Origin of the sequence: Paraburkholderia sp. 32, from assembly GCF_050435345.1 — a bacterium.
Lineage (GTDB): Bacteria > Pseudomonadota > Gammaproteobacteria > Burkholderiales > Burkholderiaceae > Paraburkholderia > Paraburkholderia tuberum.
Map to the genome: position 1 here is coordinate 2955740 of NZ_JBNDKD010000003.1, position 21810 is coordinate 2977549.

15 protein-coding genes are annotated in these 21810 nt (G+C 65.8%); 8 read left to right on the forward strand and 7 right to left on the reverse strand.

Features of this window, described 5'->3' with window-relative positions; genetic code table 11:
* Positions 1-39: 39 nt before the first annotated feature.
* Positions 40-4302, reverse strand: coding sequence for a YhdP family protein (locus OKW26_RS36510; protein WP_429356618.1), 4263 nt, complete (start codon positions 4300-4302; stop codon positions 40-42).
* 264 nt (positions 4303-4566) lie between these two features.
* On the opposite strand from OKW26_RS36510, the gene glnE reads away from it, so the two are divergent.
* Positions 4567-7362 carry a bifunctional [glutamate--ammonia ligase]-adenylyl-L-tyrosine phosphorylase/[glutamate--ammonia-ligase] adenylyltransferase gene (gene glnE, locus OKW26_RS36515; RefSeq protein ID WP_429356619.1) on the forward strand — a complete coding sequence of 932 codons (2796 nt, stop codon included), beginning with the start codon at positions 4567-4569 and terminating at the stop codon, positions 7360-7362.
* 105 nt (positions 7363-7467) lie between these two features.
* Here glnE and recN read toward each other — a convergent pair whose 3' ends face one another.
* Both recN and OKW26_RS36525 read right to left on the reverse strand, forming a co-directional pair.
* A complete protein-coding gene (recN, locus tag OKW26_RS36520) occupies positions 7468-9135 on the reverse strand; it encodes a DNA repair protein RecN (RefSeq protein ID WP_429356620.1) in 1668 nt (555 codons plus the stop codon).
* Between the two features lie 66 nt (positions 9136-9201).
* On the reverse strand, positions 9202-10104 hold the full coding sequence (locus OKW26_RS36525) for an NAD kinase (RefSeq protein ID WP_184055543.1): 903 nt from the start codon (positions 10102-10104) through the stop codon (positions 9202-9204).
* A 210-nt stretch (positions 10105-10314) separates the two neighbouring features.
* Here OKW26_RS36525 and hrcA point away from each other — a divergent pair, with 210 nt between their 5' ends.
* From hrcA to OKW26_RS36540, 3 genes are all read left to right on the forward strand, one after another.
* The gene (hrcA, locus tag OKW26_RS36530) at positions 10315-11334 is read left to right on the forward strand and encodes a heat-inducible transcriptional repressor HrcA (RefSeq protein ID WP_090803113.1); all 1020 of its coding nucleotides are present in this window, start codon (positions 10315-10317) and stop codon (positions 11332-11334) included.
* 181 nt (positions 11335-11515) lie between these two features.
* Complete coding sequence (gene hemH / locus OKW26_RS36535) at positions 11516-12586, forward strand: ferrochelatase (RefSeq protein WP_429356621.1); 1071 nt, start codon at positions 11516-11518, stop codon at positions 12584-12586.
* A gap of 8 nt (positions 12587-12594) precedes the next feature.
* Positions 12595-13002 carry an RNA-binding S4 domain-containing protein gene (locus tag OKW26_RS36540; protein ID WP_018419480.1) on the forward strand — a complete coding sequence of 136 codons (408 nt, stop codon included), beginning with the start codon at positions 12595-12597 and terminating at the stop codon, positions 13000-13002.
* Here the strand turns inward: OKW26_RS36540 and OKW26_RS36545 are convergent.
* On the reverse strand, positions 12974-13135 hold the full coding sequence (locus OKW26_RS36545; protein ID WP_167368620.1) for a hypothetical protein: 162 nt from the start codon (positions 13133-13135) through the stop codon (positions 12974-12976). The two genes, OKW26_RS36540 and OKW26_RS36545, sit on opposite strands and share 29 nt — an antisense overlap.
* Positions 13136-13500: 365 nt before the next feature.
* On the opposite strand from OKW26_RS36545, the gene grpE reads away from it, so the two are divergent.
* From grpE to pabB, 4 genes are all read left to right on the forward strand, one after another.
* On the forward strand, positions 13501-14088 hold the full coding sequence (gene grpE / locus OKW26_RS36550; RefSeq protein WP_184062290.1) for a nucleotide exchange factor GrpE: 588 nt from the start codon (positions 13501-13503) through the stop codon (positions 14086-14088).
* Positions 14089-14419: 331 nt separating this feature from the next.
* A complete protein-coding gene (gene dnaK / locus OKW26_RS36555) occupies positions 14420-16372 on the forward strand; it encodes a molecular chaperone DnaK (protein ID WP_429356622.1) in 1953 nt (650 codons plus the stop codon).
* A 269-nt stretch (positions 16373-16641) separates the two neighbouring features.
* Positions 16642-17781: a molecular chaperone DnaJ gene (gene dnaJ / locus OKW26_RS36560; protein WP_018419484.1), complete on the forward strand. Its 1140-nt coding sequence runs from the start codon at positions 16642-16644 to the stop codon at positions 17779-17781.
* An 18-nt stretch (positions 17782-17799) separates the two neighbouring features.
* The gene (gene pabB, locus OKW26_RS36565) at positions 17800-19686 is read left to right on the forward strand and encodes an aminodeoxychorismate synthase component I (RefSeq protein ID WP_429356623.1); all 1887 of its coding nucleotides are present in this window, start codon (positions 17800-17802) and stop codon (positions 19684-19686) included.
* A gap of 48 nt (positions 19687-19734) precedes the next feature.
* Here the strand turns inward: pabB and panB are convergent, their stop codons facing one another.
* Genes panB through folK form a run of 3 tightly spaced genes read right to left on the reverse strand, consistent with a single transcriptional unit; the run spans position 19735 to position 21807 of the window.
* Positions 19735-20550: a 3-methyl-2-oxobutanoate hydroxymethyltransferase gene (panB, locus tag OKW26_RS36570; protein WP_090803121.1), complete on the reverse strand. Its 816-nt coding sequence runs from the start codon at positions 20548-20550 to the stop codon at positions 19735-19737.
* 37 nt (positions 20551-20587) lie between these two features.
* Positions 20588-21268, reverse strand: a complete 681-nt coding sequence (locus OKW26_RS36575) for a deoxynucleoside kinase (RefSeq protein ID WP_429356624.1) — start codon at positions 21266-21268, stop codon at positions 20588-20590.
* A complete protein-coding gene (folK, locus tag OKW26_RS36580) occupies positions 21265-21807 on the reverse strand; it encodes a 2-amino-4-hydroxy-6-hydroxymethyldihydropteridine diphosphokinase (protein ID WP_184062288.1) in 543 nt (180 codons plus the stop codon). Before folK ends, OKW26_RS36575 begins: the two co-directional genes overlap by 4 nt.
* Between the last annotated feature and the right edge of the window lie 3 nt (positions 21808-21810).

Consider the following 21810-nt stretch of genomic DNA (forward strand, 5'->3'; position numbering starts at 1 on the left):
CCGCGTGGTTCGAGATGGCGGCGCCAGGGAAACCGGAGCTCAGTGCGCTTGCACGGTCGAAGCCGGAGCGTCAATCTTACCCCGTTCGCCCGTCACCCGCTCGACGTGCGGTTTCGACCACGAGCCGGTGATCGCGTAGTCGCGCGCGAATACGTGCGACACCCCATGCGTGAACGCGATATCGGCGATCAGCGCGCCGAGGCCGATCAGCGGATTGATGACCGTCGCGGCGATCACCGCGGAGCCGGCGCTGACGGTCGGCACTACGTGCAGGTGCAGGTCCTGGCTCTTCTGCGCGATGTCGACCGAGCCCACCATCTCGGCGCGGGCCGGCGCGGTCACCATCCTGAAGTTGTCGGTGCGGGCGATGCCGTCATGAATCTGCGCGGTACCCGTCACGCTCGAGAACGGCAGGCCCTCGCCGATCACATCGCGGAAATTGAGTGTGGCGATGCGCGCGAGGCTTTGCAGGCTCAGCACGCCGAGCAGCGTCGCGACGCCCGGATCGACCTTCAGGATCTGACCGTGGTGTAGATCCAGCGCGAGGTTGCCGTTCAGCGTCGAATAGTCGATCGTGGTCGGGCCGCCCTGCCACACGGCCTTGCCCTGAATCGAGCCGGTGCCGCCCCGGAGCGTCCTCGGCAGACCGAAGCGCTCGAGCATCGCGCCGGCATCCTTGATGTCGAGCTTGAAATCGAATACGGTGCGGCGCGGCATGGCTTCGTCGGCCGAGATGGGCAGTTCGGTCGAGGTACGCCAGTTCGCGGTCGCGGTCAGCGTCGCGGTGGGGTTCGTCACGTCGAGCTTGTCGAGCTGCCAGACCGGCACGCCGTTTTCTTCGAAGTTGTGCGCGTCGACCTCGAGCCGGCCGACGTTGCGATCGTGCACGATCAGCTCGTCGACGACCAGATCGATCGACGGCATGTTCAGCGCGGGCGCCGACATCGCCGGACCGAGCAGGTCCTTGTCCGCGACCGACGGAATCACGACGCGCGCGAAGCGCGCCTGCAGTTCGCCCGGCGATTCGCGGGTCGCTCCCGGCAGCCACGACACGTGGCCTGACACCTGATTCGACGCGATGTTCGCCTGCCACGTGCGGTCCGCGTGCGACGCGCCGACGATCACGTTGTCCCAGTGACGCTTGAGCAGCGTAAGCATGTCGATGTGCAGCGCGAAGCGGTTCGGCAGGAACTGCGTGAGCATGGGATTCGGCACGGCCGTAGGCGCGGCCGCGGGTGTGGCCGCGCTGCTGGCGGTATTGCCGCCGTTCGCAGCGCCGTTCACGCCATTCGCCCCGCCCGCGCTCACGCCCGCGCGCAGCTGCGCGGCGAGCGCGCGCCAGGCGTCGGCATCGAGCTCCTTGATGTCCGCCGCGGCGACCACGCCCTCGGACGGCAGGTCGACCGGCCGGTTCACGCCGATCGCGCCGCGCACGACGGTCGGTGACGTACGCGGCTGCGCGTTCGGCCGATAGCGCAGCAGATACGCGGCGGCGACCGGCCCCAACGTCAGGTCGGCGCGTTCGAGGCCGACTTCGCCCGGCCCCGTTGACGGATTGACCGAGAAGTGCAGCGGCATCGGCGTGCCGGCAGTCTTTTTGAACGGCGCTGGAAAATCGAGCCCGAGGCCGCTCAGATCAGAGTTGGCGCTGACCTCCGGCAGGCGGCCCTTCGCGCCGGTGACGCGCAATGCATAAGGCGCGCTGCCGCTCATATGCGTGAGCACCTGTGCGGCCGGGCCATGCAGATGCAGTTCGCGCGCGGCATCGACGGCGATGTGGCCGTTGAGCGCGAGCGCGTACGTGCCGTCTTGCCGCAAGCCGCCGTTCGCATGCACGTCACCGCCGAGGAACTGGCCGGAGAGCCGCTCGACCTCGGCCGTGCGTTCGGTGAAGCGCACCCGGCCGTTCAGCTGCGACAGCGACGGCGCATTGCTCACGCTCAGGCGATTGTTCTGGAAGCCGAGCGCACCTTCCACGCCGATATGCGGCTTCGGCGTACGCGGGATCGTCAGCTTCAGCGCGAGCGACGCGGGCCCTTCCGCGCGAATCTTTTCGGTCTGGTGCCGCGCCATGATGCCGAGCGAGCTGCCGTTCACGTAGTCGAGCATATCGGCGAGCGGGCCGCGGCCGTTGCCCTCTATGGTGAGGTTCGAACCTTTGGTGCCGAGGTCGTCGATGCGGCCGTTCACGCCGGTCAGCGCGACGCGCTTGTAACGGCCGCGGTCGATGTCGAAGCGCAGCACGTTCTGCTTGAGCTCGAACACGCCGTCGATGCCGTCGAGCGGCGGCCAAACGTTTGGCGTGCCGTTGCGCATGTTGCGCGGCGGGAACGGCGTCGGATCGAACTTGCCGCCGGTGAACGGCGCGACGATGTGGAAGATGCCGGCGTCGGGGTCGCGCGCGTAGGGGAACTTGGTCAGGTCGCCGTGCACTTCGATCGTGCCGCCATGCGACACGCCAGCCTGCAAGCCGTGGCCGAGGTAAATGCGCAGCTTTTCGCTGACCGCGGTCGGCAGATAGCGGGCGATGTGCGTCACCTGCGCGCGCCGGAAGTCGGCTTTCAGGTCGAGCGAGCCGCGGCCGTGGCCGGGATTGCTGTAGCTCGCAGTCGCGCTCGCCTCGACGTCAGGGTTCGATACGCTGAAATCGTTGAGCTTGAGCGCGAACGCGGGACGCGTGTCGCCCGGTGCCTTCGTGCCCATCGTCCAGTCGGCGCGGCCGTGCAGACGCGCAAGCGTGAGACGCGGATCGTCGAACACGCCCGGCAGCGTGATCGCCACGTTGGTCGTATCGAAGTTCGCGTGGCCGCCTTTTTCATCGGCGTCGACGTTGCCCCACAGGTTTTCGATGCCGGGAACGCCGGCGCGCGGGTGGCCGCGCGGCGTCAGGCCCGGCCCCGGCTCCTGGGCGGCAAAGCTGATGCCCTGCAAATCGCCCTTGAAGCGATAACGCTCGATCGGTTCAGCACCCGTCGGCCGACGGTCGCTGCCCACTTCTCCGGATTCCGGCTTGCCGCGCTCGAGCTCGATCACGTAGTTCGCGACGCGCCCGCGCGGATTGATGCGCACGAGTTCATTGAGAAAGTGCCGCGGCAGCGGCAGCGCGCGGCTGAATTCGGCGAGGATGCCGAGATCGACGCGATCGCCGCTGACGCTCAAAAGCTGCCCATGCTGCTGCGAGGCCATCCGGTAGCGGCTGTCGAGGGTCCGGAAGCGCAGGATGCGCGCGAGCGGCGTGCCGTCTTCGAGCGGCGGCTGGCCGAGCTCGGCACGCAGGTCCGACAGCTGCAGCCGGTACTCGCCTTCGTTTGCCTCGACGCGCCACAGAAAGTGGGTGATCGGTACGAGCAGCCTTGGCTGGGTCGGGCGCACGCGCATCGCGACGTCGTAACCGCTCAACTGGCCGGTCGCCTGGGTCATGCGGCCTTCGCTGAAGTCGATCCAGATTGCATTGTCGATGCGGCCGGCGAACGTCTCGATCGGGAACTGGATGTAGCGCGCGAGCGTCGGCAGATCGACCGGGCCCGTCGACATGTACACCTGCCCGCTCCAGTTGATCGGCTTGCCGAGCGCCGAGAGCGGCGCGTGGCGGAAGTGCGTGCGGAAGTCGAGCGGGCCTTTCAGCACCTGGCCGTCGGGTGGCGCCTGCAGCGCCATGCGGTGGTCGCGGCCGTCATTGAGGATCGCGATGCGGATGTCGCGCAGCGCCAGTTCGGGTTCGTTGCGCGTCGCGTCGCGCCAGCGCAGCACGCCGCCGCGCACGACGATCGCCTGCTGACGCAACAACCAGGTGGACAGCGCGTCGTTGCCGCTGTGGCGCGTCGGCACCGGCACGCCCGCGACCGACAGCACGCCGTCTTCGCTGCGCGACACCAGCACGTCCGGCTGATCGACGATCAGGCTCGACAGCGCCAGATGAAACTCCCACAGCGAGCGCCAGGACACCGACGCGGTGGCGTGCGGAATCGTCAGCGCGGGTTGGCCGTCGTGATCGCGGATGACGAGATTCGTGACATCGAGCCCTGGCTGGAAGCCGCTCCAGTGCGGCGCGAGCCGGCCGATCGTGAATTGGGTGCGCAGCTTGTCGGAGACCGCGGCTTCGATGCGCGGCCGGAACATGTCGGCGCGCGGCAGCACCACGTAGCGCAAACCCAGAAACAGTCCGCCCGCGATGAAATAGAGGACGAGCGCGAGCGCGGCGAGCACGCGCAACGTCCGACGCAGCACGATGTGGTCGCTTCCGCTCACATGCCGGACCTGCGGTGGGGTTTGCGGGTCGGCGGATTCGTTTCGCTCGGACATGCTGCGGCGGCTGGGCGTATGGTAGTTTTGCGTGTTAACGACGAAATGTATCACATGGGAAAGCGTCGGCGGACCTCCTGCAAACCCTGTCCGACGGCCCGTGACGGCGATTGGCGAGGCCGTCCGGCACGGAGTCCGGCACGCTTGTCGCCGCATGCCGATGGCACGACGGAACGACACGACAACGACCCCGGAACGACACCCGGACACCGTCAGAATACCGCCGGACAAATTCGATCAAGCAACGAGCGAGCCAGATTTTTGATGACTGACGCCACCCTCCTGAGTTCCAGCTATTCGCACTATGCCGCGCGCGCCGCCGCGGCCCGCCCGCAACTGGTCGCGCATGTCGGCGCGCTGGCCGACGAACCGCTGACGCGCGAGCGCATCGACGCGCGTCTCGACGAACTGTGCGCCGAGGCGGCGGGCCCAGCCGGTGCGCCGGTCGACGAAGATGCGCTGAAGCGCGCGCTGCGCCAGCTGCGCACCGAAGTATTCTGCGCGGTGATGGAGCGCGACCTGGCCGGCGAGGCCGATATCGCCGAAGTCACCGGCGCGATGACCGATCTCGCGGAAACGACGATCCAGCGCGCGCTGACGGTGCTGAGCGCCGAGCTCGAAGCGCTGTATGGCGAGCCGCGCGACCAGCAGGGCGAACGGCTCACGCTTGGCGTGGTCGGTATGGGCAAGCTCGGCGGGCGCGAGCTGAACGTGTCGTCGGATATCGACCTGATCTTCGTCTATGAGGACGACGGCGAGACCGCCGGCGGCCAGCGCTCGCCGCTCGCGACCCAGGAGTTCTTCACGCGGCTCGGCAAGCGGCTGATCGGCGCGCTCGCCGAAGTCACCGCCGACGGCTACGTGTTTCGCGTCGATATGCGTCTGCGGCCGAACGGCGATTCGGGGCCGCTCGTATGCAGCCTCGGCATGCTCGAAGAGTATTTCTATGTGCAGGGCCGCGAGTGGGAGCGCTACGCGTGGATCAAGGGCCGGCTCGTGTCCGAGGGCGCGAGCGCCTCGGCGCAGCGGCTGCAGAAGCAGCTCGGGGCGATCGTCACGCCGTTCGTCTATCGACGCTATCTGGATTTCGGCGTGATCAGCGCGATTCGCGCGCTGCATCTGCAGATCCGCCAGGAGGCGCAGCGCCGCGCGTCGATGCGCCCCGACAAGGCCGACGACATCAAGCTCGGCCGTGGCGGCATCCGTGAAATCGAATTCAGCGCGCAGGTGTTCCAGCTGATCCGCGGCGGCCAGGACGCCGGCTTTCGCGTGCGGCCGACGCTCGCCGTGCTGCGCCACGCGGCCACGAATGGGTTGATGGATCCGTCGGTGTGCGTGAAGCTGTCGCAGGCGTATCGCTTTCTGCGGGAGCTCGAGCATCGTTTGCAATATCGCAACGACGCGCAGACCCACGCGATGCCCGTCGATGCCGAAGACCGCATGGCGCTCGCGCGCGCGATGGGCTGCGACGACTACCCGCAATTGATGACGAAGCTCGACGCGCATCGCGAGTTCGTCGAACAGCAGTTCGACCAGATTTTCGCCGACAAGGTGGGCGGCCGCGACGGTTGCGGCGCGCCCGAGGACGGCGCGGCCGCGTGGGTGTGGAGCAGCGCGCTCGCCGACGATAGCGCCGACGACGCACTGCGCGCGCGCCTCGTCGAACTGGGGGTGGCCGAGCCCGGTGAGCTGCTCGCCCGGCTGCAGGCGGTGTGGCGCTCGTCGCGCTACACGGGCCTGAACGAGCGCAGCCGGCAGCGTTTCGACATCGTCGCGCAGCGCGCGCTCGAAGCCGCGCGCACGCTGGAGCCGGCTGGGCGGCGCGGCGATACGGTCGCGCGCCTGTTCGATCTGCTCGAAGCGGTGAGCCGGCGCGGCGCGTATCTGGCGCTTCTGACCGAGTATCCGCAGGCGCTGCACCAGGTGCTGTCGGTGCTGGGCGGCTCGCGCTGGGCGGCCGGCTATCTGATCCGCCATCCGCAACTGCTCGACGAGCTGCTCGACGTCGAGGCGATCAACAGTCCGTTCGACTGGGCTGAATTCAAGCGTACGTTGCGTTTGCGGCTCGCCGCCGCCGATGGCGTCGAGCAGCAGATGGATCTGCTGCGTCACGCGCATCAGGCCGAGGTGTTCCGCATTCTGCTGATCGAGCTTGCCGGCAAGCTGTCCGTCGAGCACGTCAGCGACCGGCTGTCCGAGCTCGCCGACGCAGTGCTCGACGTGACGATCGAAGCCGTGTGGAAGCAGTTGGCCAAACGTCATCGCGACGTGCCGCGCTTCGCGGTGATCGCCTACGGCAAGCTCGGTGGCAAGGAGCTCGGCTACGCGTCGGACCTCGACGTGATCTTCCTGTACGACGATCCCGGCGATGCCGCCGCCGACGTCTATGCAACCTACACACGGCGTCTGATCACATGGCTGACCACCGCGACCGGCGCCGGCACATTGTTCGACATCGACCTGCGGCTGCGACCCAACGGCGAGTCGGGCCTGCTCGTCACCGACCTCGATGCGTTCCGCCGCTACCAGCTGCGCGAGGGCGACGCGGCGAATACCGCGTGGGTGTGGGAGCATCAGGCGCTGACGCGTGCGCGCTACTGCGCGGGCGATCCGGAGATCGGCGCGAAGTTCGAGGCGATCCGCGAACAGGTGCTGACGACGCCGCGCGAAGCGGCGCCGCTCGCGAAAGAGATCGTCGAGATGCGCGCGCGTGTCGAGGCGGGACACCCGAACCATACGCCGGCGCTGTTCGACCTGAAGCACGACCGCGGCGGCATGGTCGATATCGAGTTCACCGTGCAGTACTGGGTGCTGCTGCATGCGGCGCGCGATCCCGAGCTGATCCGCAATACCGGCAATATCGCGCTGCTGCGTGAGGTGTCGCGTTTCGGGCTGATGAGCGAAGCGGAAGCGGAGACGGTCGGCGCCGCCTATCGGCGCTATCGCAAGCTGCAGCACACGCTGCGGCTCGATGGGATGGAGAAGGCGCGGGTCGATCCGGCGCTGGTGGCGGCCGAGCGCGAGGCGGTGCTGGCGTTGTGGAAGAGGGTGTTTGGGTAGGGGCGCTCACGCACTTCGCGTAGCGCATCATGCGCGGCCGGGATCGGTGTGACGTCCCGGCCAAGCCGACTCAGCCGTGTGCGGCCGCCTATGCGCGGCGCAATTTCAGGCGGCCAGCATTTCCTTCGCGTGCTTGCGCGTGGTCGCCGTGATTTCGAGGCCGCCGAGCATTCGCGCGACTTCCTCGATGCGGCTCGCCTTGTCGAGCGAGCTCACGCTGCTGAGCGTGCCGCCGGTGCCGTTGCTCATCTTTGCGACCTGGAAATGATGATCGCCGCGCGCGGCGACCTGCGGCAGATGGGTCACGCACAGCACCTGGCGCGCCTCGCCGAGCTGATGCAATAGCCGTCCGACCACTTCGGCCACGCCGCCGCCGATGCCCGTATCCACTTCGTCGAAGATCAGGGTCGGTGTCGGGCTGGCCGCGCTCGCGATCACTGCGAGCGCGAGACTGATACGCGCGAGTTCGCCGCCTGACGCAACCTTCGCGAGCGGCCGCCGCGGCACGCCGGCATGACCGGCGACGCGGAACTCGATCTGCTCGAGCCCGTGCGCGCCGCCTTCGGGCAGCGGCACCAGCGCGACCTCGAAGCTGCCGCCTTTCATCGACAGTTCCTGCATGCCGGTCGTGACCGCCTCGCCGAGCGCCTTGCCTGCTTTCGCGCGTGCCTTCGACAGCTTTTTCGCCTCGGCGACGAACACTTCCTTCGCTTGCGCTTCGGCGGCGCGCAGGCCGTCGAGGTCGGCGGCGGCGTCGAGCGCGGCCAATTGCTTGCGCCGCTCGGCGTGTTCTTCCGGCAGCGTCTCAGGCCGCAGGCGGAACTTGCGCGCAGCCGAGTGCAGCGCGTCGAGGCGCTTTTCGACCTGCGCGAGCCGCTCTGGATCGAGCTCGAGCTTCTGCGCGTAGTGGCTCAGCGAATACGCGGCTTCCTGCAACTGGATTTCGGCCGGTTCGAGCGCGGCGAGCACGTCGTTCAGCGCCGGATCGATCTCCGCGAGGTCGCGCACCTTCGACACGATCGAGCCGAGATGCGTGATCATCGCGTCGTCCGATTCGGACAGCGCGCCGAGCGCTCCCTGCACGCCGTCGATCAGATTCGCGGAATGCGACAGCCGCCGATGCTCGGTGTTGACTTCTTCCCATTCGCCCGGCTGTGGCGCGAGCTTGTCGAGTTCGGTGAGTTGCCACGCGAGTCGCTCGCGTTCGAGTTGCAGCTCGCGATCGCGCGTTTGCGCTTGCTCGACGGCCTGCGCCTTGTCGCGCCACGTGCGCCACGCGCGCGTGACGGCGGCGGCCAGGTCGGACAGGCCCGCGTGCGTGTCGAACAGCTCGCGCTGCGCGTCCGGGCGCATCAGCAACTGGTGCGCGTGCTGGCCGTGAATATCGACGAGCATCTCGCCGACCTCGCGCAGCTGCGCGAGCGTGGCCGCCGTACCGTTGATGAACGCGCGCGAGCGGCCGTTCGCGTCGACCACCCGCCGCAGCATCACGGTGCCGCCGTGCTGGCCGTCGTCGGCCGCGCCGAGCGCCTGCGTGTCGAGCCATTGATCGACCTGTGCGTGCGTCTCGAACTCCGCGGTGATGTCGGCGCGGCTCTCGCCGGTGCGCACGACGCTCGCCTCGGCGCGCGCGCCTAGTGCCAGCGCGAGCGCGTCGATCAGGATCGATTTGCCGGCGCCGGTTTCGCCCGAGAAAACGGTAAAGCCGCTGTCGAATTCGAGATCGAGCGCGGCGACGATGACGAAGTCGCGTATCGAGAGGTGGCGAAGCATGGAGGTGGTCGGGTGAGCTTGGGATTCGGGTGGCGGCCGCGGCGGCGTGCGAAATCAAAGTGCCGCTTACGGCCTCGGGTCTTCTTCGTGCGACGGGTACTCGTGCCAGTGCAGCTTCTTGCGTAGCGTCGCGTAGTAGCTGTAGCCGACCGGATGCAGCATCGGCACCGTGTGGCGCGAACGGCGCACCTCGATCGTGTCACCGAGCTCCAGCGACGTGAACGACTGCATGTCGAAATTGACGTTCACCTCGCGCCCGGAAACGATCTGGATGCTGACCTTCGATTCGTCCGGCAGCACGATCGGCCGGTTCGACAGCGCGTGCGGCGCGATCGGCACGAGCACGATGCCCTGTAGTTGCGGATGCAGGATCGGCCCCTGCGAGGACAGCGCGTACGCGGTCGAGCCGGTCGGCGTCGCGACGATCAGGCCGTCCGAGCGCTGGTTGTACATGAAGCGGCCGTCGACCGACACGCGCAACTCCGCCATGCCCGAGAAGCCGCTGCGGTTGACCACCACGTCGTTGAACGCGAGCGCGTGGTAGATCGGCGTGCCGTCGCGCACGATGCGCGCTTCGAGCAGCACGCGCTCCTCGCGCTCGAAATTGCCGGACAGCATCTGCGGCACGATCTCGCGCATGTCGGAGATCGGAATGTCCGTGATGAAGCCGAGCCGCCCGTGGTTGATGCCGATCAAGGGCGTGCGATACGGCGCGAGCTGGCGGCCGATGCCGAGCATCGTGCCGTCGCCGCCGAGCACCACGGCGACGTCGGCGCGCGCGCCGATCTCGGCGAGACGCAGCGCCGGATAGTCGGTCACGCCGATTTCGGCGGCGGTGTCTGCTTCGAACACGACTTCCAGGCCGAGCTTCGCGATGCAGGCGGCGAGCGCGGTCAGCGGCTCGCCGATGCCTGGCGTATTGCTGCGCCCGACGAGCGCGACGGTCTTGAACTGGCTGGTCACTTGCATGCCGGCATTACACCATAGGTAGGGCCTGAAAAGAACCGCAGACCAACCCGGTTGTGGGGCGGCGCACGCAGGGCGTCTGCGTATGTCGCGATTATCGTTAGAATGGTGAAGACCCGATGACATGCGAGCCCGCCGACGGCGGTGCATTCGCCGGGAGCGGGCGCCGCGGGCGCTCTCGGCTGCGATGCCAATGAGCTAAAATTTTTCGCCATGCTAGATCCTCGCGCACAAACCCTCCTCAAAACGCTGATTGAGCGCTACATCGCCGAAGGTCAGCCGGTCGGCTCGCGCACGCTGTCACGTTATTCGGGCCTCGAACTGAGTCCGGCCACGATCCGCAACGTGATGTCGGACCTCGAGGATCTGGGGCTCGTGATCAGTCCGCATACGTCGGCAGGGCGCATTCCGACACCACGCGGCTACCGCCTGTTCGTCGACACGATGCTGACCGTCGAATCCGCCGCCGACGAGGAGGCGGTGACGCGCACCGTCAAGACCACGCTGCAGGTGGGCGAGCCGCAGAAGATCGTCGCCGCGGCGGCGAGCGTGCTGTCAAATCTGTCGCAGTTCGCCGGCGTCGTGCTCACGCCGCGTCGCAGCCACGTGTTCAAGCAGATCGAATTCATGCGCCTGTCCGACCAGCGCATTCTGCTGATCATCGTGACGCCCGAAGGCGACGTGCAAAACCGCATTCTCGCCACCCAGCGCGACTTTTCGCCTTCGCAGCTGGTGGAAGCCTCCAATTACATCAACGCGCACTTCGCGGGCCTCTCGTTCGACGAGGTGCGCCGCCGCCTGCGCGAGGAAATCGACGAGCTGCGTGGCGACATGACCTCGCTGATGCACGCGGCCGTCACCGCCAGCACCGACGAATCCGACACCGGCGAGACCGTGTTGATCTCGGGCGAGCGCAATCTGCTCGAAGTCGCCGATCTTTCGTCGGACATGGCGCGCCTGCGCAAGCTGTTCGATGTGTTCGACCAGAAGACCAGCCTCCTTCAGTTGCTCGACGTGTCGAGTCACGCGGCGGGCGTGCAAATATTCATTGGCGGCGAATCGAATCTGGTACCGATCGAGGAAATGAGCGTCGTCACCGCGCCGTACGAGGTGAACGGCAAGATCGTCGGCACGCTCGGTGTGATCGGACCGACCCGCATGGCCTACAACCGCGTGATTCCGATCGTGGACATAACCGCGCGGCTGTTGTCCATGACGCTCAGCCAGCAGTAGTCCTCGGGCTCCGCGGAACTGGCGTCATCGCAGTCCGTGGCGATCATGATGCGCGAACGCGCGGTGTCTGCCAATCGTCCGAATGGCCAGGGGTCTCTGGCGGCGCCGGGCAGAACTCGCGCCGCTATAATGAATCTCCATTGAATCGACTCGCCGCAAAATGCGGTGATTTCTGCTACCTATGCGCTTCGACCTCGAGCGGCCTTCACAGAACGCCACGTCGCATCGCGTCGCCGTGTTGCTGATCAATCTCGGCACGCCCGACGCGCCGACGCCGCGCGCGGTGCGCCGCTACCTCGCGCAGTTCCTGTCCGATCCTCGCGTGGTCGAAATTCCGGCGCTGCTGTGGCAGCTCATTCTGCGTCTGCTGATTCTGCCGTTGCGCGGCCGCAGCTCTGCGAAGAAGTATGCGGCGGTGTGGATGCCCGAGGGCTCACCGCTGCGCGTCCACACCGAAAAGCAGGTCGAGGGCCTGCGCCATCTGCTGCAACTGAACGACTACACGGTGCTGGTCGACTACGCGATGCGCTACGGCACGCCCGGCATTCCGGCAATGCTGAACCAGCTGAAGCTCGCGGGCGCCGAGCGCGTGTTGCTGATGCCGATGTATCCGCAGTATTCGGCGTCGACCACCGCGACCGCGTTCGACGAAGCCTTTTCCGCGCTCAAGCGCATGCGCAACCAGCCGGAAGTCCGCACCGTGCGCCAGTACGCCGATCACCCGGCGTACATCGCGGCGCTCGCCGCACAAGTGCACCACTACTGGCATCTGCACGGCCGCCCCGATTTCGCGGCGGGCGACAAGCTCGTGCTCAGTTTCCACGGCGTGCCCAAGCGCACGCTCGACCTCGGCGACCCGTACCACGAGCAATGCCAGCAGACCGGCGCGCTGCTGATGCAGGCGCTCGATTTGACGTCGGTCGAATGCCGCATCACGTTCCAGTCGCGCTTCGGCAAGGCCGAATGGCTGCAGCCCTACACGGCGCCGACGTTGAAGGAACTCGGCGCGGCAGGCGTGCGGCGTGCTGACGTGTTTTGCCCGGGTTTCACCGCCGACTGCCTCGAAACGATCGAGGAAATCGGCATGGAAGGGCGCGGCGAATTTCTGCAGGCGGGTGGCAAGGAGTTTCACCGGATCGCCTGTCTGAACGCGTCGCAGCCGTGGGTTGCCGCGCTTGGCGAAATCGTTGCGCAGCATCTGCAGGGCTGGCCCGTGCAGGCGGTGCCGGTGCCGCACACGACAGGAGCTTGAATACGCAGATGAACTACCGCATTTCAACCGAACCGGGCGCGAAATTGCGCATCGACAAATGGCTGTGGGCCGCGCGCTTCTTCAAGACGCGTTCGCTGGCCGCGGAGGCGGTCGACAAGGGGCGGGTGCGTATCGGCGGCGTCGCCGTGAAGCCGGCGAAGGACGTGCGTGTCGGCGATCTGGTCGAAATCGAGATCGAGCGCTACGTGTGGCAGGTGGAGGTGCTGGGCGTATGCGACGTACGCGGTCCGGCGAGCGTCGCGCAGACGCTTTATGTGGAAACCGCGCAGAGCAAGGCGAAGCGGCAGGTCGAGCAGGAACGGCGCAAGGTCTACCACGAGCCGGCCGCCGCGCTGCACGGCCGACCGACCAAACGCGACCGGCGCACTATCGACAGATTTTCAGGTGGGGATTGAGAAACTGCTCCACGGTGGCGTGTGCGCCGCCGTACTCGGTGGTGTGGTCGTTGACCGCACCGGACATGCAGATGGTCGTGGTGCCCGCGATCAGTACCAGTGCGACCACGCCGATTGCAAAGGTCAGTTTCACGGTACTCCCCTTGATGGGCTGAAACAGGCTATCGGAACGACTGTCAGGTGTCGGTAACGCTTACGTCAGATTAGGGTTAACGTGGCGTTGCTGCTCCATGACTGGAGAATAGGTCAGTTGCGGGCTGCACTCAATCTCTATCTGATTGCGCCACGGTGAGGCTTGTTACGGCGCATTTCGCCTGCACGTCGGTGGTGCGAAAAAACCCTCGACCCGCTTGAAACGGCTTTTTCAGGCCCCATCTGGGGTCCGGTCTGGCGGATCGGCGCGAAGACGCGTGTCGCGATTTTGCAAAGCATGAATCGTACTGTGTCGGAACGGCTTGCACCGCCTTTGGCTTTTACTTTTTAACGACTTTCAGCGACATGGAAAACACGCAAGAGAACCCGACGAGCCAGAATCCCACGCCCGCCGACGAAGCCGCGCGCCAGGCCGCCGAGGCGGCTGGGGCCGCTGCTCAACAGCCGGACACCGGCGCCCCCGCGGAACCGGCCCAGGGTGCCGCCGAGCAGGCGCTGGCCGACGCTCAGGCGAAGATCGCCGAGTTGCAGGAAAGCTTCCTGCGCGCGAAGGCCGAAACCGAAAACGTGCGCCGTCGCGCTCAGGAAGACGTCGCCAAGGCGCACAAGTTTGCGATCGAGAGCTTCGCCGAGCATCTGCTGCCGGTGGTCGACAGTCTCGAGGCGGCCGTCGCCCATTCGTCCGACGACTTGCAGAAGGTCCGCGAAGGCGTCGAGCTCACGCTGCGGCAGTTGAACGGCGCGCTCGAGAAGGGGCGCGTCATGGCGATCAATCCGGTCGGCGAAAAGTTCGATCCGCATCGCCATCAGGCCATTTCGATGGTGCCGGCCGACCAGGAGCCGAACACCGTCGTCGCGGTGCTGCAAAAGGGCTTTGTGATCGCGGATCGCGTACTGCGTCCCGCGCTCGTGACCGTCGCGGCGCCGAAGTAATCACGTCGACACTCGCTCCGGGCGTTCGCGCCGGTGGCGTCTGCTGCGTCGCTTCGCCTCGCTACGTGCCGCAAAGATCCATCGATTCAGGCACTTCCGGCGAACCACGCCGGGGGCGCCGCGCAGACTGACCGAGCGGGCTCGCAGCGAAGATTCAGGCGCCTCGCCCCGTGATTGAAAAAAATTAAAGACCGCATCGCAAAAGAGGTCTTGAAAACGATGTGGCCGCACTTATTTTGAGTGCAGGTATGAATTGAGAGCGGATCGTCCCGCCGCCAGATGGGTCAACCGGGCGCTTTCCGCAGCGATCAAAGTCAGGAGATTTGTAAAAATGGGCAAAATCATCGGTATCGACCTCGGCACGACCAACTCGTGCGTGGCGATCATGGAAGGCAACTCTGTCAAGGTCATCGAGAACTCGGAAGGCGCGCGCACCACGCCGTCGATCATCGCTTACATGGATGACAGCGAGATCCTGGTCGGCGCGCCGGCCAAGCGTCAGTCGGTCACGAACCCGAAGAACACGCTGTTCGCGGTCAAGCGCCTGATCGGCCGCCGCTTCGAAGAGAAGGAAGTGCAGAAGGACATCGGCCTGATGCCCTACAAGATCATCAAGGCCGACAACGGTGACGCGTGGGTCGAAGTGCGCGACCAGAAGCTCGCGCCGCCGCAAATCTCCGCCGAAGTCCTGCGCAAGATGAAGAAGACCGCTGAGGACTACCTTGGCGAGACCGTCACGGAAGCCGTGATCACGGTGCCGGCGTACTTCAACGACAGCCAGCGTCAGGCAACCAAGGACGCCGGCCGCATCGCCGGTCTGGAAGTCAAGCGGATCATCAACGAACCGACCGCCGCGGCTCTCGCGTTCGGTCTGGACAAAGCTGAAAAGGGCGATCGCAAGATCGCGGTGTACGACCTGGGCGGCGGTACGTTCGACGTGTCGATCATCGAAATCGCGGACGTCGACGGTGAAATGCAGTTCGAAGTGCTATCCACGAACGGCGATACGTTCCTCGGCGGCGAAGACTTCGACCAGCGCATCATCGACTACATCATCGGCGAGTTCAAGAAGGAGCAGGGCGTCGATCTGTCGAAAGACGTGCTCGCGCTGCAGCGCCTGAAGGAATCGGCTGAAAAGGCCAAGATCGAGCTGTCGTCGAGCCAGCAGACCGAAATCAACCTGCCGTACATCACGGCGGACGCATCGGGTCCGAAGCACCTGAACCTGAAGATCACGCGCGCCAAGCTGGAAGCGCTGGTCGAAGACCTGATCGAACGCACCATCGAGCCGTGCCGCGTCGCGATCAAGGACGCGGGCGTGAAGGTCGGCGAAGTCGACGACGTGATCCTGGTCGGCGGTATGACCCGTATGCCGAAGGTGCAGGAAAAGGTGAAGGAGTTCTTCGGCAAGGACCCGCGCCGTGACGTGAACCCGGACGAAGCCGTGGCCGTTGGTGCCGCGATTCAGGGCCAGGTTCTGTCGGGCGACCGCAAGGACGTGCTGCTGCTCGACGTGACCCCGTTGTCGCTCGGCATCGAAACGCTCGGCGGCGTGATGACGAAGATGATCAACAAGAACACGACGATCCCGACCAAGCACGCGCAGGTCTACTCGACGGCTGATGACAATCAAGGCGCCGTGACGATCAAGGTGTTCCAGGGCGAACGCGAAATGGCAGCGGGCAACAAGCTGCTCGGCGAGTTCAACCTCGAAGGCATTCCGCCAGCACCGCGCGGCGTGCCGCAGATCGAAGTGAGCTTCGACATCGACGCGAACGGCATTCTGCACGTCGGCGCGAAGGACAAGGCGACCGGCAAGGAGAACCGCATCACGATCAAGGCGAACTCGGGTCTGTCCGAAGCTGAAATCGAGAAGATGGTGAAGGACGCCGAAGCGAACGCGGAAGAAGATCACAAGCTGCGTGAACTGGCCGATGCCCGCAACCAGGGTGACGCCCTCGTCCACAGCACGAAGAAGGCGCTGACCGAGTACGGCGACAAGCTCGAAGCTGGCGAGAAGGACAAGGTCGAAGCCGCGTTGAAGGACCTCGAAGACACGCTGAAGAGCAACTCGAGCGACAAAGCCGCGATCGAAGCGAAGATCGAAGCGGTGGCCACGGCCTCGCAGAAGATGGGCGAGAAGATGTACGCCGACATGCAGGCTGCGCAAGGTGCCGAAGCGGCGGCGGGCGCGGCGGGCGGCGGTGCCGGTGCATCGGCGGGTGCGAGCCAGCAGGCCGACGATGTGGTCGACGCTGACTTCAAGGAAGTGAAGAAAGACTAAAGCCAGGTCGGCATCCGACCGTAAAGCCGTGCACAGCAATGTGCGCGGCCCGGCTGCACGAGAACGGCGCCCCCGGGGCGCCCAAAGTGCAAGAGCGGTTTTCGCGCCTGGCGAGCCTTTTTGGGGCTCTCCGGGCACGTTCGTTTTATGGAGGGCGTTGTTTTGAACCGTGCCCTGGCGCGGCGCAGACAGCGGCCGGACGAGTCGCGAGACTCCACAGCATTCACAAGGAGCTACCGCGTCGCTTTGCGCGGCGGCGTTGAACCGATATGGCGAAACGGGATTACTACGAGGTTCTGGGCGTCGCAAAGAACGCGAGCGACGACGAAATCAAGAAGGCTTATCGCAAGCTCGCGATGAAGCACCACCCCGACCGCAATCCGGGTCACAAGGATGCGGAAGAGCATTTCAAGGAAGTGAAGGAAGCCTATGAAATGCTGTCGGATTCGCAAAAGCGCGCCGCGTACGATCAGTACGGTCACGCGGGCGTCGATCCGAACATGGGTGGGGCCGGCGCGCAAGGTTTCGGCGGCTTTGCCGATGCATTCGGCGACATCTTCGGCGACATCTTCGGCCAGGCGGCCGGCGGCGGCGCACGCGGAGGCGGCCGCGCGGGCCCGCAGGTGTATCGCGGCGCCGATCTGCGCTACAGCATGGAAATCACGCTCGAGCAGGCCGCGCACGGCTACGACACGCAGATTCGCGTGCCGAGCTGGGTTTCGTGCGAAGTCTGCCATGGCTCGGGCGCGAAGCCGGGCACCAAGCCGGAAACCTGCCCGACCTGTAGCGGCTCGGGTTCGGTGCGCATGTCGCAGGGCTTCTTCAGCATCCAGCAGACTTGCCCGAAGTGCCACGGCACCGGCACCTACATCCCCGAGCCGTGCAATCACTGCCACGGCGCGGGTAAGGTGAAGGAAACCAAGACGCTCGAAGTGAAGATCCCGGCCGGTATCGACGACGGCATGCGCATCCGCTCGGCCGGCAACGGCGAGCCGGGCATCAACGGCGGTCCGTCGGGCGATCTGTATGTCGAGATTCATATCAAGCAGCACTCGGTGTTCGAGCGTGACGGCGACGATCTGCATTGCCAGATGCCGATCCCGTTCACTACCGCGGCGCTCGGCGGCGATATCGAGGTGCCGACGCTCGCCGGTCGCGCCAGCTTCACGGTGCCGGAAGGCACGCAGTCCGGCAAGACGTTCCGTTTGCGCGGCAAGGGCATCAAGGGGCTGCGTTCGAGCATCGCCGGCGATCTGTACGTACACGTGCAGGTTGAAACGCCGGTCAAGCTCACCGAAGCGCAGCGCGATCTGCTCAAGCAGTTCGAAAAGGCGCTCGTGGAAGGCGGTTCGCGGCATAGTCCGCAAAGCAAGAGCTGGTTCGATCGCGTAAAGAGCTTTTTCGATTGATTTGATTCGGCGGTCAGTATGACGGTGGACAGTCGCGGCGCGGCGTTCGCGCTGCTCGACGATTGCGGTGCAACGGCGGCGCTTCCGTCGAGCCGCTTGTACACGGGTTTCGTGCGCGAGCGGGTCTGCACGGAGGCGGCGCGGCTCGAAGCCGTGTGCGACAGCGTCGCGGCGGATACCCGGAGCGGTTTGCACGCCGTCGTGCTCGCCGATTATGAATTTGGCCGCGCGCTGATGGGTTTCGATGCGCGCCGGTCTTCTGAAACGCAGCGCGGCAATGCCACGCTGCGTTTTTTATTGTTCGAACGTTGTGCGAAGCTTTCGCGCGACGAGGTCGACGCATGGCTGACGGCGCGGGACAACGGCGCTCTCGAGCCGTCGGTCGCGGGCACCGCGGACGTGCGCGAGAGCGTCGATCGCGCCGAGTTCCACGCGGCGATCGACGCGATTCACGCCGCCCTGCGCGCGGGCGATTCCTATCAGGTCAACTACACGTACCGCCTCGGCTTCGACGTGTTCGGCTCGCCGCTCGCGTTCTATCGGCGGTTGCGCGCGCGCCAGCCCGTGTCGTTCGGCGCGCTGATCGCGTTGCCGGACGATGCGTGGGTGCTGTCGTGTTCGCCCGAACTGTTCGTCGAAAAGCACGGCCCGACGTTGCGCGCGCGGCCGATGAAGGGCACCGCGCCGCGCTCGCAAGATCCTGCCGTCGACCGGGGTAACGCCGAGTTCCTCGCGACCGATCCGAAGAACCGCGCCGAGAACGTCATGATCGTCGATCTGTTGCGCAACGATCTGTCGCGAGTCGCGCGGATCGGCTCGGTCAGCGTGCCGGCGTTGTTTTCGGTCGAGCCGTATGCGTCGGTGTGGCAGATGACGTCGACTGTCGAGGCGACGTTGCTCGACGGCACCTCGTTCGCGACGATCCTGCGCGCGCTGTTTCCCTGCGGCTCGATTACCGGTGCGCCGAAGCATCGCACGATGCAGTTGATCGACGAACTGGAAAGCACGCCGCGCGGGCTCTATACCGGCGCGATCGGCTGGCTCGATGCGCCGGGCGATGATCACGATTGCGGCGACTTTTGCATGTCGGTCGCGATTCGCACGTTGACGTTGACTGCGTCATCGGCCTCAGACGGTGGCACGAACGGTCTGCGCGGCAGCATGGGCATCGGCGCGGGCATCGTGCTCGATAGCGTGGCCGCCGACGAGCACGAGGAGTGTCGATTGAAAGCACGTTTTCTGATGGGCGCCGAGCCGGGTTTCGAACTGTTCGAAACGATGTTCGCGACGCGGGAAGACGGCGTACGGCACGTCGAGCGGCATCTGCGGCGCTTGTCGTCGAGCGCCGCGACGCTTGGCTTCGGGTTCGACGAAGCGCGCATTCGTGGGGAGATTTCAGCGCGGTGCGCCACGCTCCCGGCGCAGATGCCGCATCGAATGCGGCTTGCCTTGAGCAAGAGCGGGGTGACCCAGATCTCGGCCGCGATACTTGCGCCGTTGGCGGATGCGATCGTTGGTGTTCTGCTCGGCCCCGAAGCGCGGTTCGCGCCGACCCGCGCCGCCGATCCGCTGCTGCGCCACAAGACCACGCGCCGGGCAGACTACGACCGCGGCTGGCGCGACGCCGAAGCGAAGGGCGCCTTCGATACGCTGTTTTTCAACGAACGGGGCGAACTGACCGAAGGCGGCAGGTCGAACGTGTTCGTGAAGCTCGCGGGACAATGGTGGACGCCGCCGCTCGCGTCAGGCGTGCTGCCGGGTGTAATGCGAAGCGTGTTGCTCGACGACGCGTCGGGCTTGCGGGCAGGTGAAAAAGTGCTGACGCGGGCGGATGTGCTGAACGCCGAAGCGCTGCTCGTGTGCAACGCGTTGCGCGGCGCGGTGCCGGCACGGCTTGTTGGTTAGAGCACTGAAAAATACGGGAATGCCGCGCGCTCGCGCGGCAATGAAGCATCAGAACGTGTGCTCGGCACCGGGAAACGTGCCGTCCTTTACCGCCCGCACATACGCCTCGACGGCCGCCTGAATATTCGGCTGTCCCTGCATGAAATCCTTCACGAAGCGCGGTCGCTTGCCAGGAAAAATCCCGAGCATGTCGTGCAGCACCAGCACCTGACCCGAGCAGCCGAGGCCCGCGCCGATACCAATCGTCGGAATGCGCAGCTGCTGCGTGACCTCGCCCGCGAGTTGCGACGGGATCGCTTCCATCACGATCAATTGCGCGCCGGCTTCCTGCACGGCGAGCGAATCGCGCAGCAGCTGGCTTGCGCCCGCTTCGGTCCTGGCCTGCACCTTGAAGCCGCCGAACGCATGCACCGACTGCGGCGTGAGACCCACATGCGCGCACACCGGAATCGAGCGCTCGACCAGAAACCGCACCGTGTCGGCGAGCCATTCGCCGCCTTCGAGCTTGACCATCTGCGCGCCCGCGCGCATCAGTTCGACCGAGCTCCTGAATGCGTCTTCGCGCGTGCCGTAGGTGCCGAACGGCAGGTCCGCGACGATCAGCGCCGACGGCCGCGCGCGCGCGACGCTCGCCGTGTGATACGCGATGTCGGCAAGCGACACCGGCAGCGTGGTCGCCTGGCCTTGCAGGACGTTGCCGAGCGAGTCGCCGATCAGCAGCACGTCGACGCCCGCGCGATCGAGCAGCGCGGCGAAGCTCGCGTCGTAGCAGGTGAGCATGGCGATCTTTTCGCCAGCGTCGCGCATTGCCTGCAGTTTCGGCACGGTGATCGCGCTCCGGCTCGCTTCCTGCAAATAAGTCATGGTCAATCCAGTGAAGAAAATGAACTAGCCGCGCCGCTTACAGCGACGTGGCTTTGACAAAGAATTCCTTGCGGCCGCGCATCGTCTCGATGCGTTCGGCGAGCAGCGCAAGGTCCGCATCGGAGTCGAGCGGATTCAGGTGTTCGGCGTTGACCGTCAGCACGGGCGTGCGGTCGTAGTGGTAGAAGAATTCGTTGTACGCGTCGCACAGCGCGCGCAGATAGGCATCGGAAATCTGCAGCTCCATCGGCACCGCGCGCTTCTGGATGCGCGCGAACAGCACCTCCGGGCTCGCCTGCAGATAAACGACGAAGTCCGGCTCCGGCGCGCTGACGTCGAGCCGCACGGCAAGCGCGCGGTACAACTGCCACTCGTCTTCCTGCAAGGTCAGACGCGCGAAGATGTCGTTTCGCTGCGTGATGAAGTCGGCGATCAGCGGCGTGCCGCTCGCCTGCGCGGCGCTGACTTCCTGCGCCTGCTGCGCGCGTTGCAGCGCGAAGTGCAACTGCACCGGTAGCGCATAGCGCGTGGTGTCGCGATAGAAGCGTTCAAGAAACGGATTGTCTTGCGAGTGTTCGAACAGTTCGTGCATCGACCAGCGTTGCGCGAGGCGCCGCGCGAGTGAGGTTTTGCCGACGCCGATCGGCCCTTCGATCGCGATATAGCCGAACGGCGGGCGCAGTTGCGGCGCGGTGACCGTGAGCGGCGGCGAACTCATTCGCAACGGCCTTTTTCGGCGGAATTGCCGGTCAGCGCATTGAGCATCGGGCACTGGCAGGGCGAATTTACTTTCTCGATGCGCTGATCGCTCACGCTGTCGAGCAGCGCGGCGGCCCGGCCATGCAGCGGAATGACGATCGCCGCGTCGATCTCGACGAGCGGCACCAGCGCAAACGCGCGCTCGACGAGGCGTGGGTGCGGCACGATCAGATCGGCTTCGTCGATCGATTGATCGCCATACAGCAGGATGTCGAGATCGAGCGTGCGCGGCGCATTGCGGAACGGCCGCTCACGGCCGAACTGATGCTCGATCTTGTGGCACAGCGCGAGCAGATGCCGCACGGGGAGCGTCGTTTCCAGCTTCACGACGCAGTTGAAAAAGTCGTCGCCGCCCGCGTCGATCGGGGCAGTGCGATACAGGCTCGATTTGGCGAGCACGGTGATGGTGTGCTGTTGTGCGAGGCACACCACCGCGTCTTTCAGGGTCTGGCGCGCGTCCCCGAGATTCGCGCCGAGGCCAAGATAAGCAACCGTCATGGC

What these genes read in the sequence shown, in the direction of transcription:
- pabB (WP_429356623.1), top strand. Translation starts at nt 17,800, where the DNA reads ATGACGGTGGACAGTCGCGGCGCGGCGTTCGCGCTGCTCGACGATTGC.
- OKW26_RS36540 (WP_018419480.1), top strand. Translation starts at nt 12,595, where the DNA reads ATGAACTACCGCATTTCAACCGAACCGGGCGCGAAATTGCGCATCGAC.
- dnaJ (WP_018419484.1), top strand. Translation starts at nt 16,642, where the DNA reads ATGGCGAAACGGGATTACTACGAGGTTCTGGGCGTCGCAAAGAACGCG.
- OKW26_RS36510 (WP_429356618.1), bottom strand. Translation starts at nt 4,302, where the DNA reads ATGTCCGAGCGAAACGAATCCGCCGACCCGCAAACCCCACCGCAGGTC.
- hemH (WP_429356621.1), top strand. Translation starts at nt 11,516, where the DNA reads ATGCGCTTCGACCTCGAGCGGCCTTCACAGAACGCCACGTCGCATCGC.
- OKW26_RS36525 (WP_184055543.1), bottom strand. Translation starts at nt 10,104, where the DNA reads ATGCAAGTGACCAGCCAGTTCAAGACCGTCGCGCTCGTCGGGCGCAGC.
- hrcA (WP_090803113.1), top strand. Translation starts at nt 10,315, where the DNA reads ATGCTAGATCCTCGCGCACAAACCCTCCTCAAAACGCTGATTGAGCGC.
- recN (WP_429356620.1), bottom strand. Translation starts at nt 9,135, where the DNA reads ATGCTTCGCCACCTCTCGATACGCGACTTCGTCATCGTCGCCGCGCTC.
- dnaK (WP_429356622.1), top strand. Translation starts at nt 14,420, where the DNA reads ATGGGCAAAATCATCGGTATCGACCTCGGCACGACCAACTCGTGCGTG.
- OKW26_RS36575 (WP_429356624.1), bottom strand. Translation starts at nt 21,268, where the DNA reads ATGAGTTCGCCGCCGCTCACGGTCACCGCGCCGCAACTGCGCCCGCCG.
- folK (WP_184062288.1), bottom strand. Translation starts at nt 21,807, where the DNA reads ATGACGGTTGCTTATCTTGGCCTCGGCGCGAATCTCGGGGACGCGCGC.
- glnE (WP_429356619.1), top strand. Translation starts at nt 4,567, where the DNA reads ATGACTGACGCCACCCTCCTGAGTTCCAGCTATTCGCACTATGCCGCG.
- grpE (WP_184062290.1), top strand. Translation starts at nt 13,501, where the DNA reads ATGGAAAACACGCAAGAGAACCCGACGAGCCAGAATCCCACGCCCGCC.
- panB (WP_090803121.1), bottom strand. Translation starts at nt 20,550, where the DNA reads ATGACTTATTTGCAGGAAGCGAGCCGGAGCGCGATCACCGTGCCGAAA.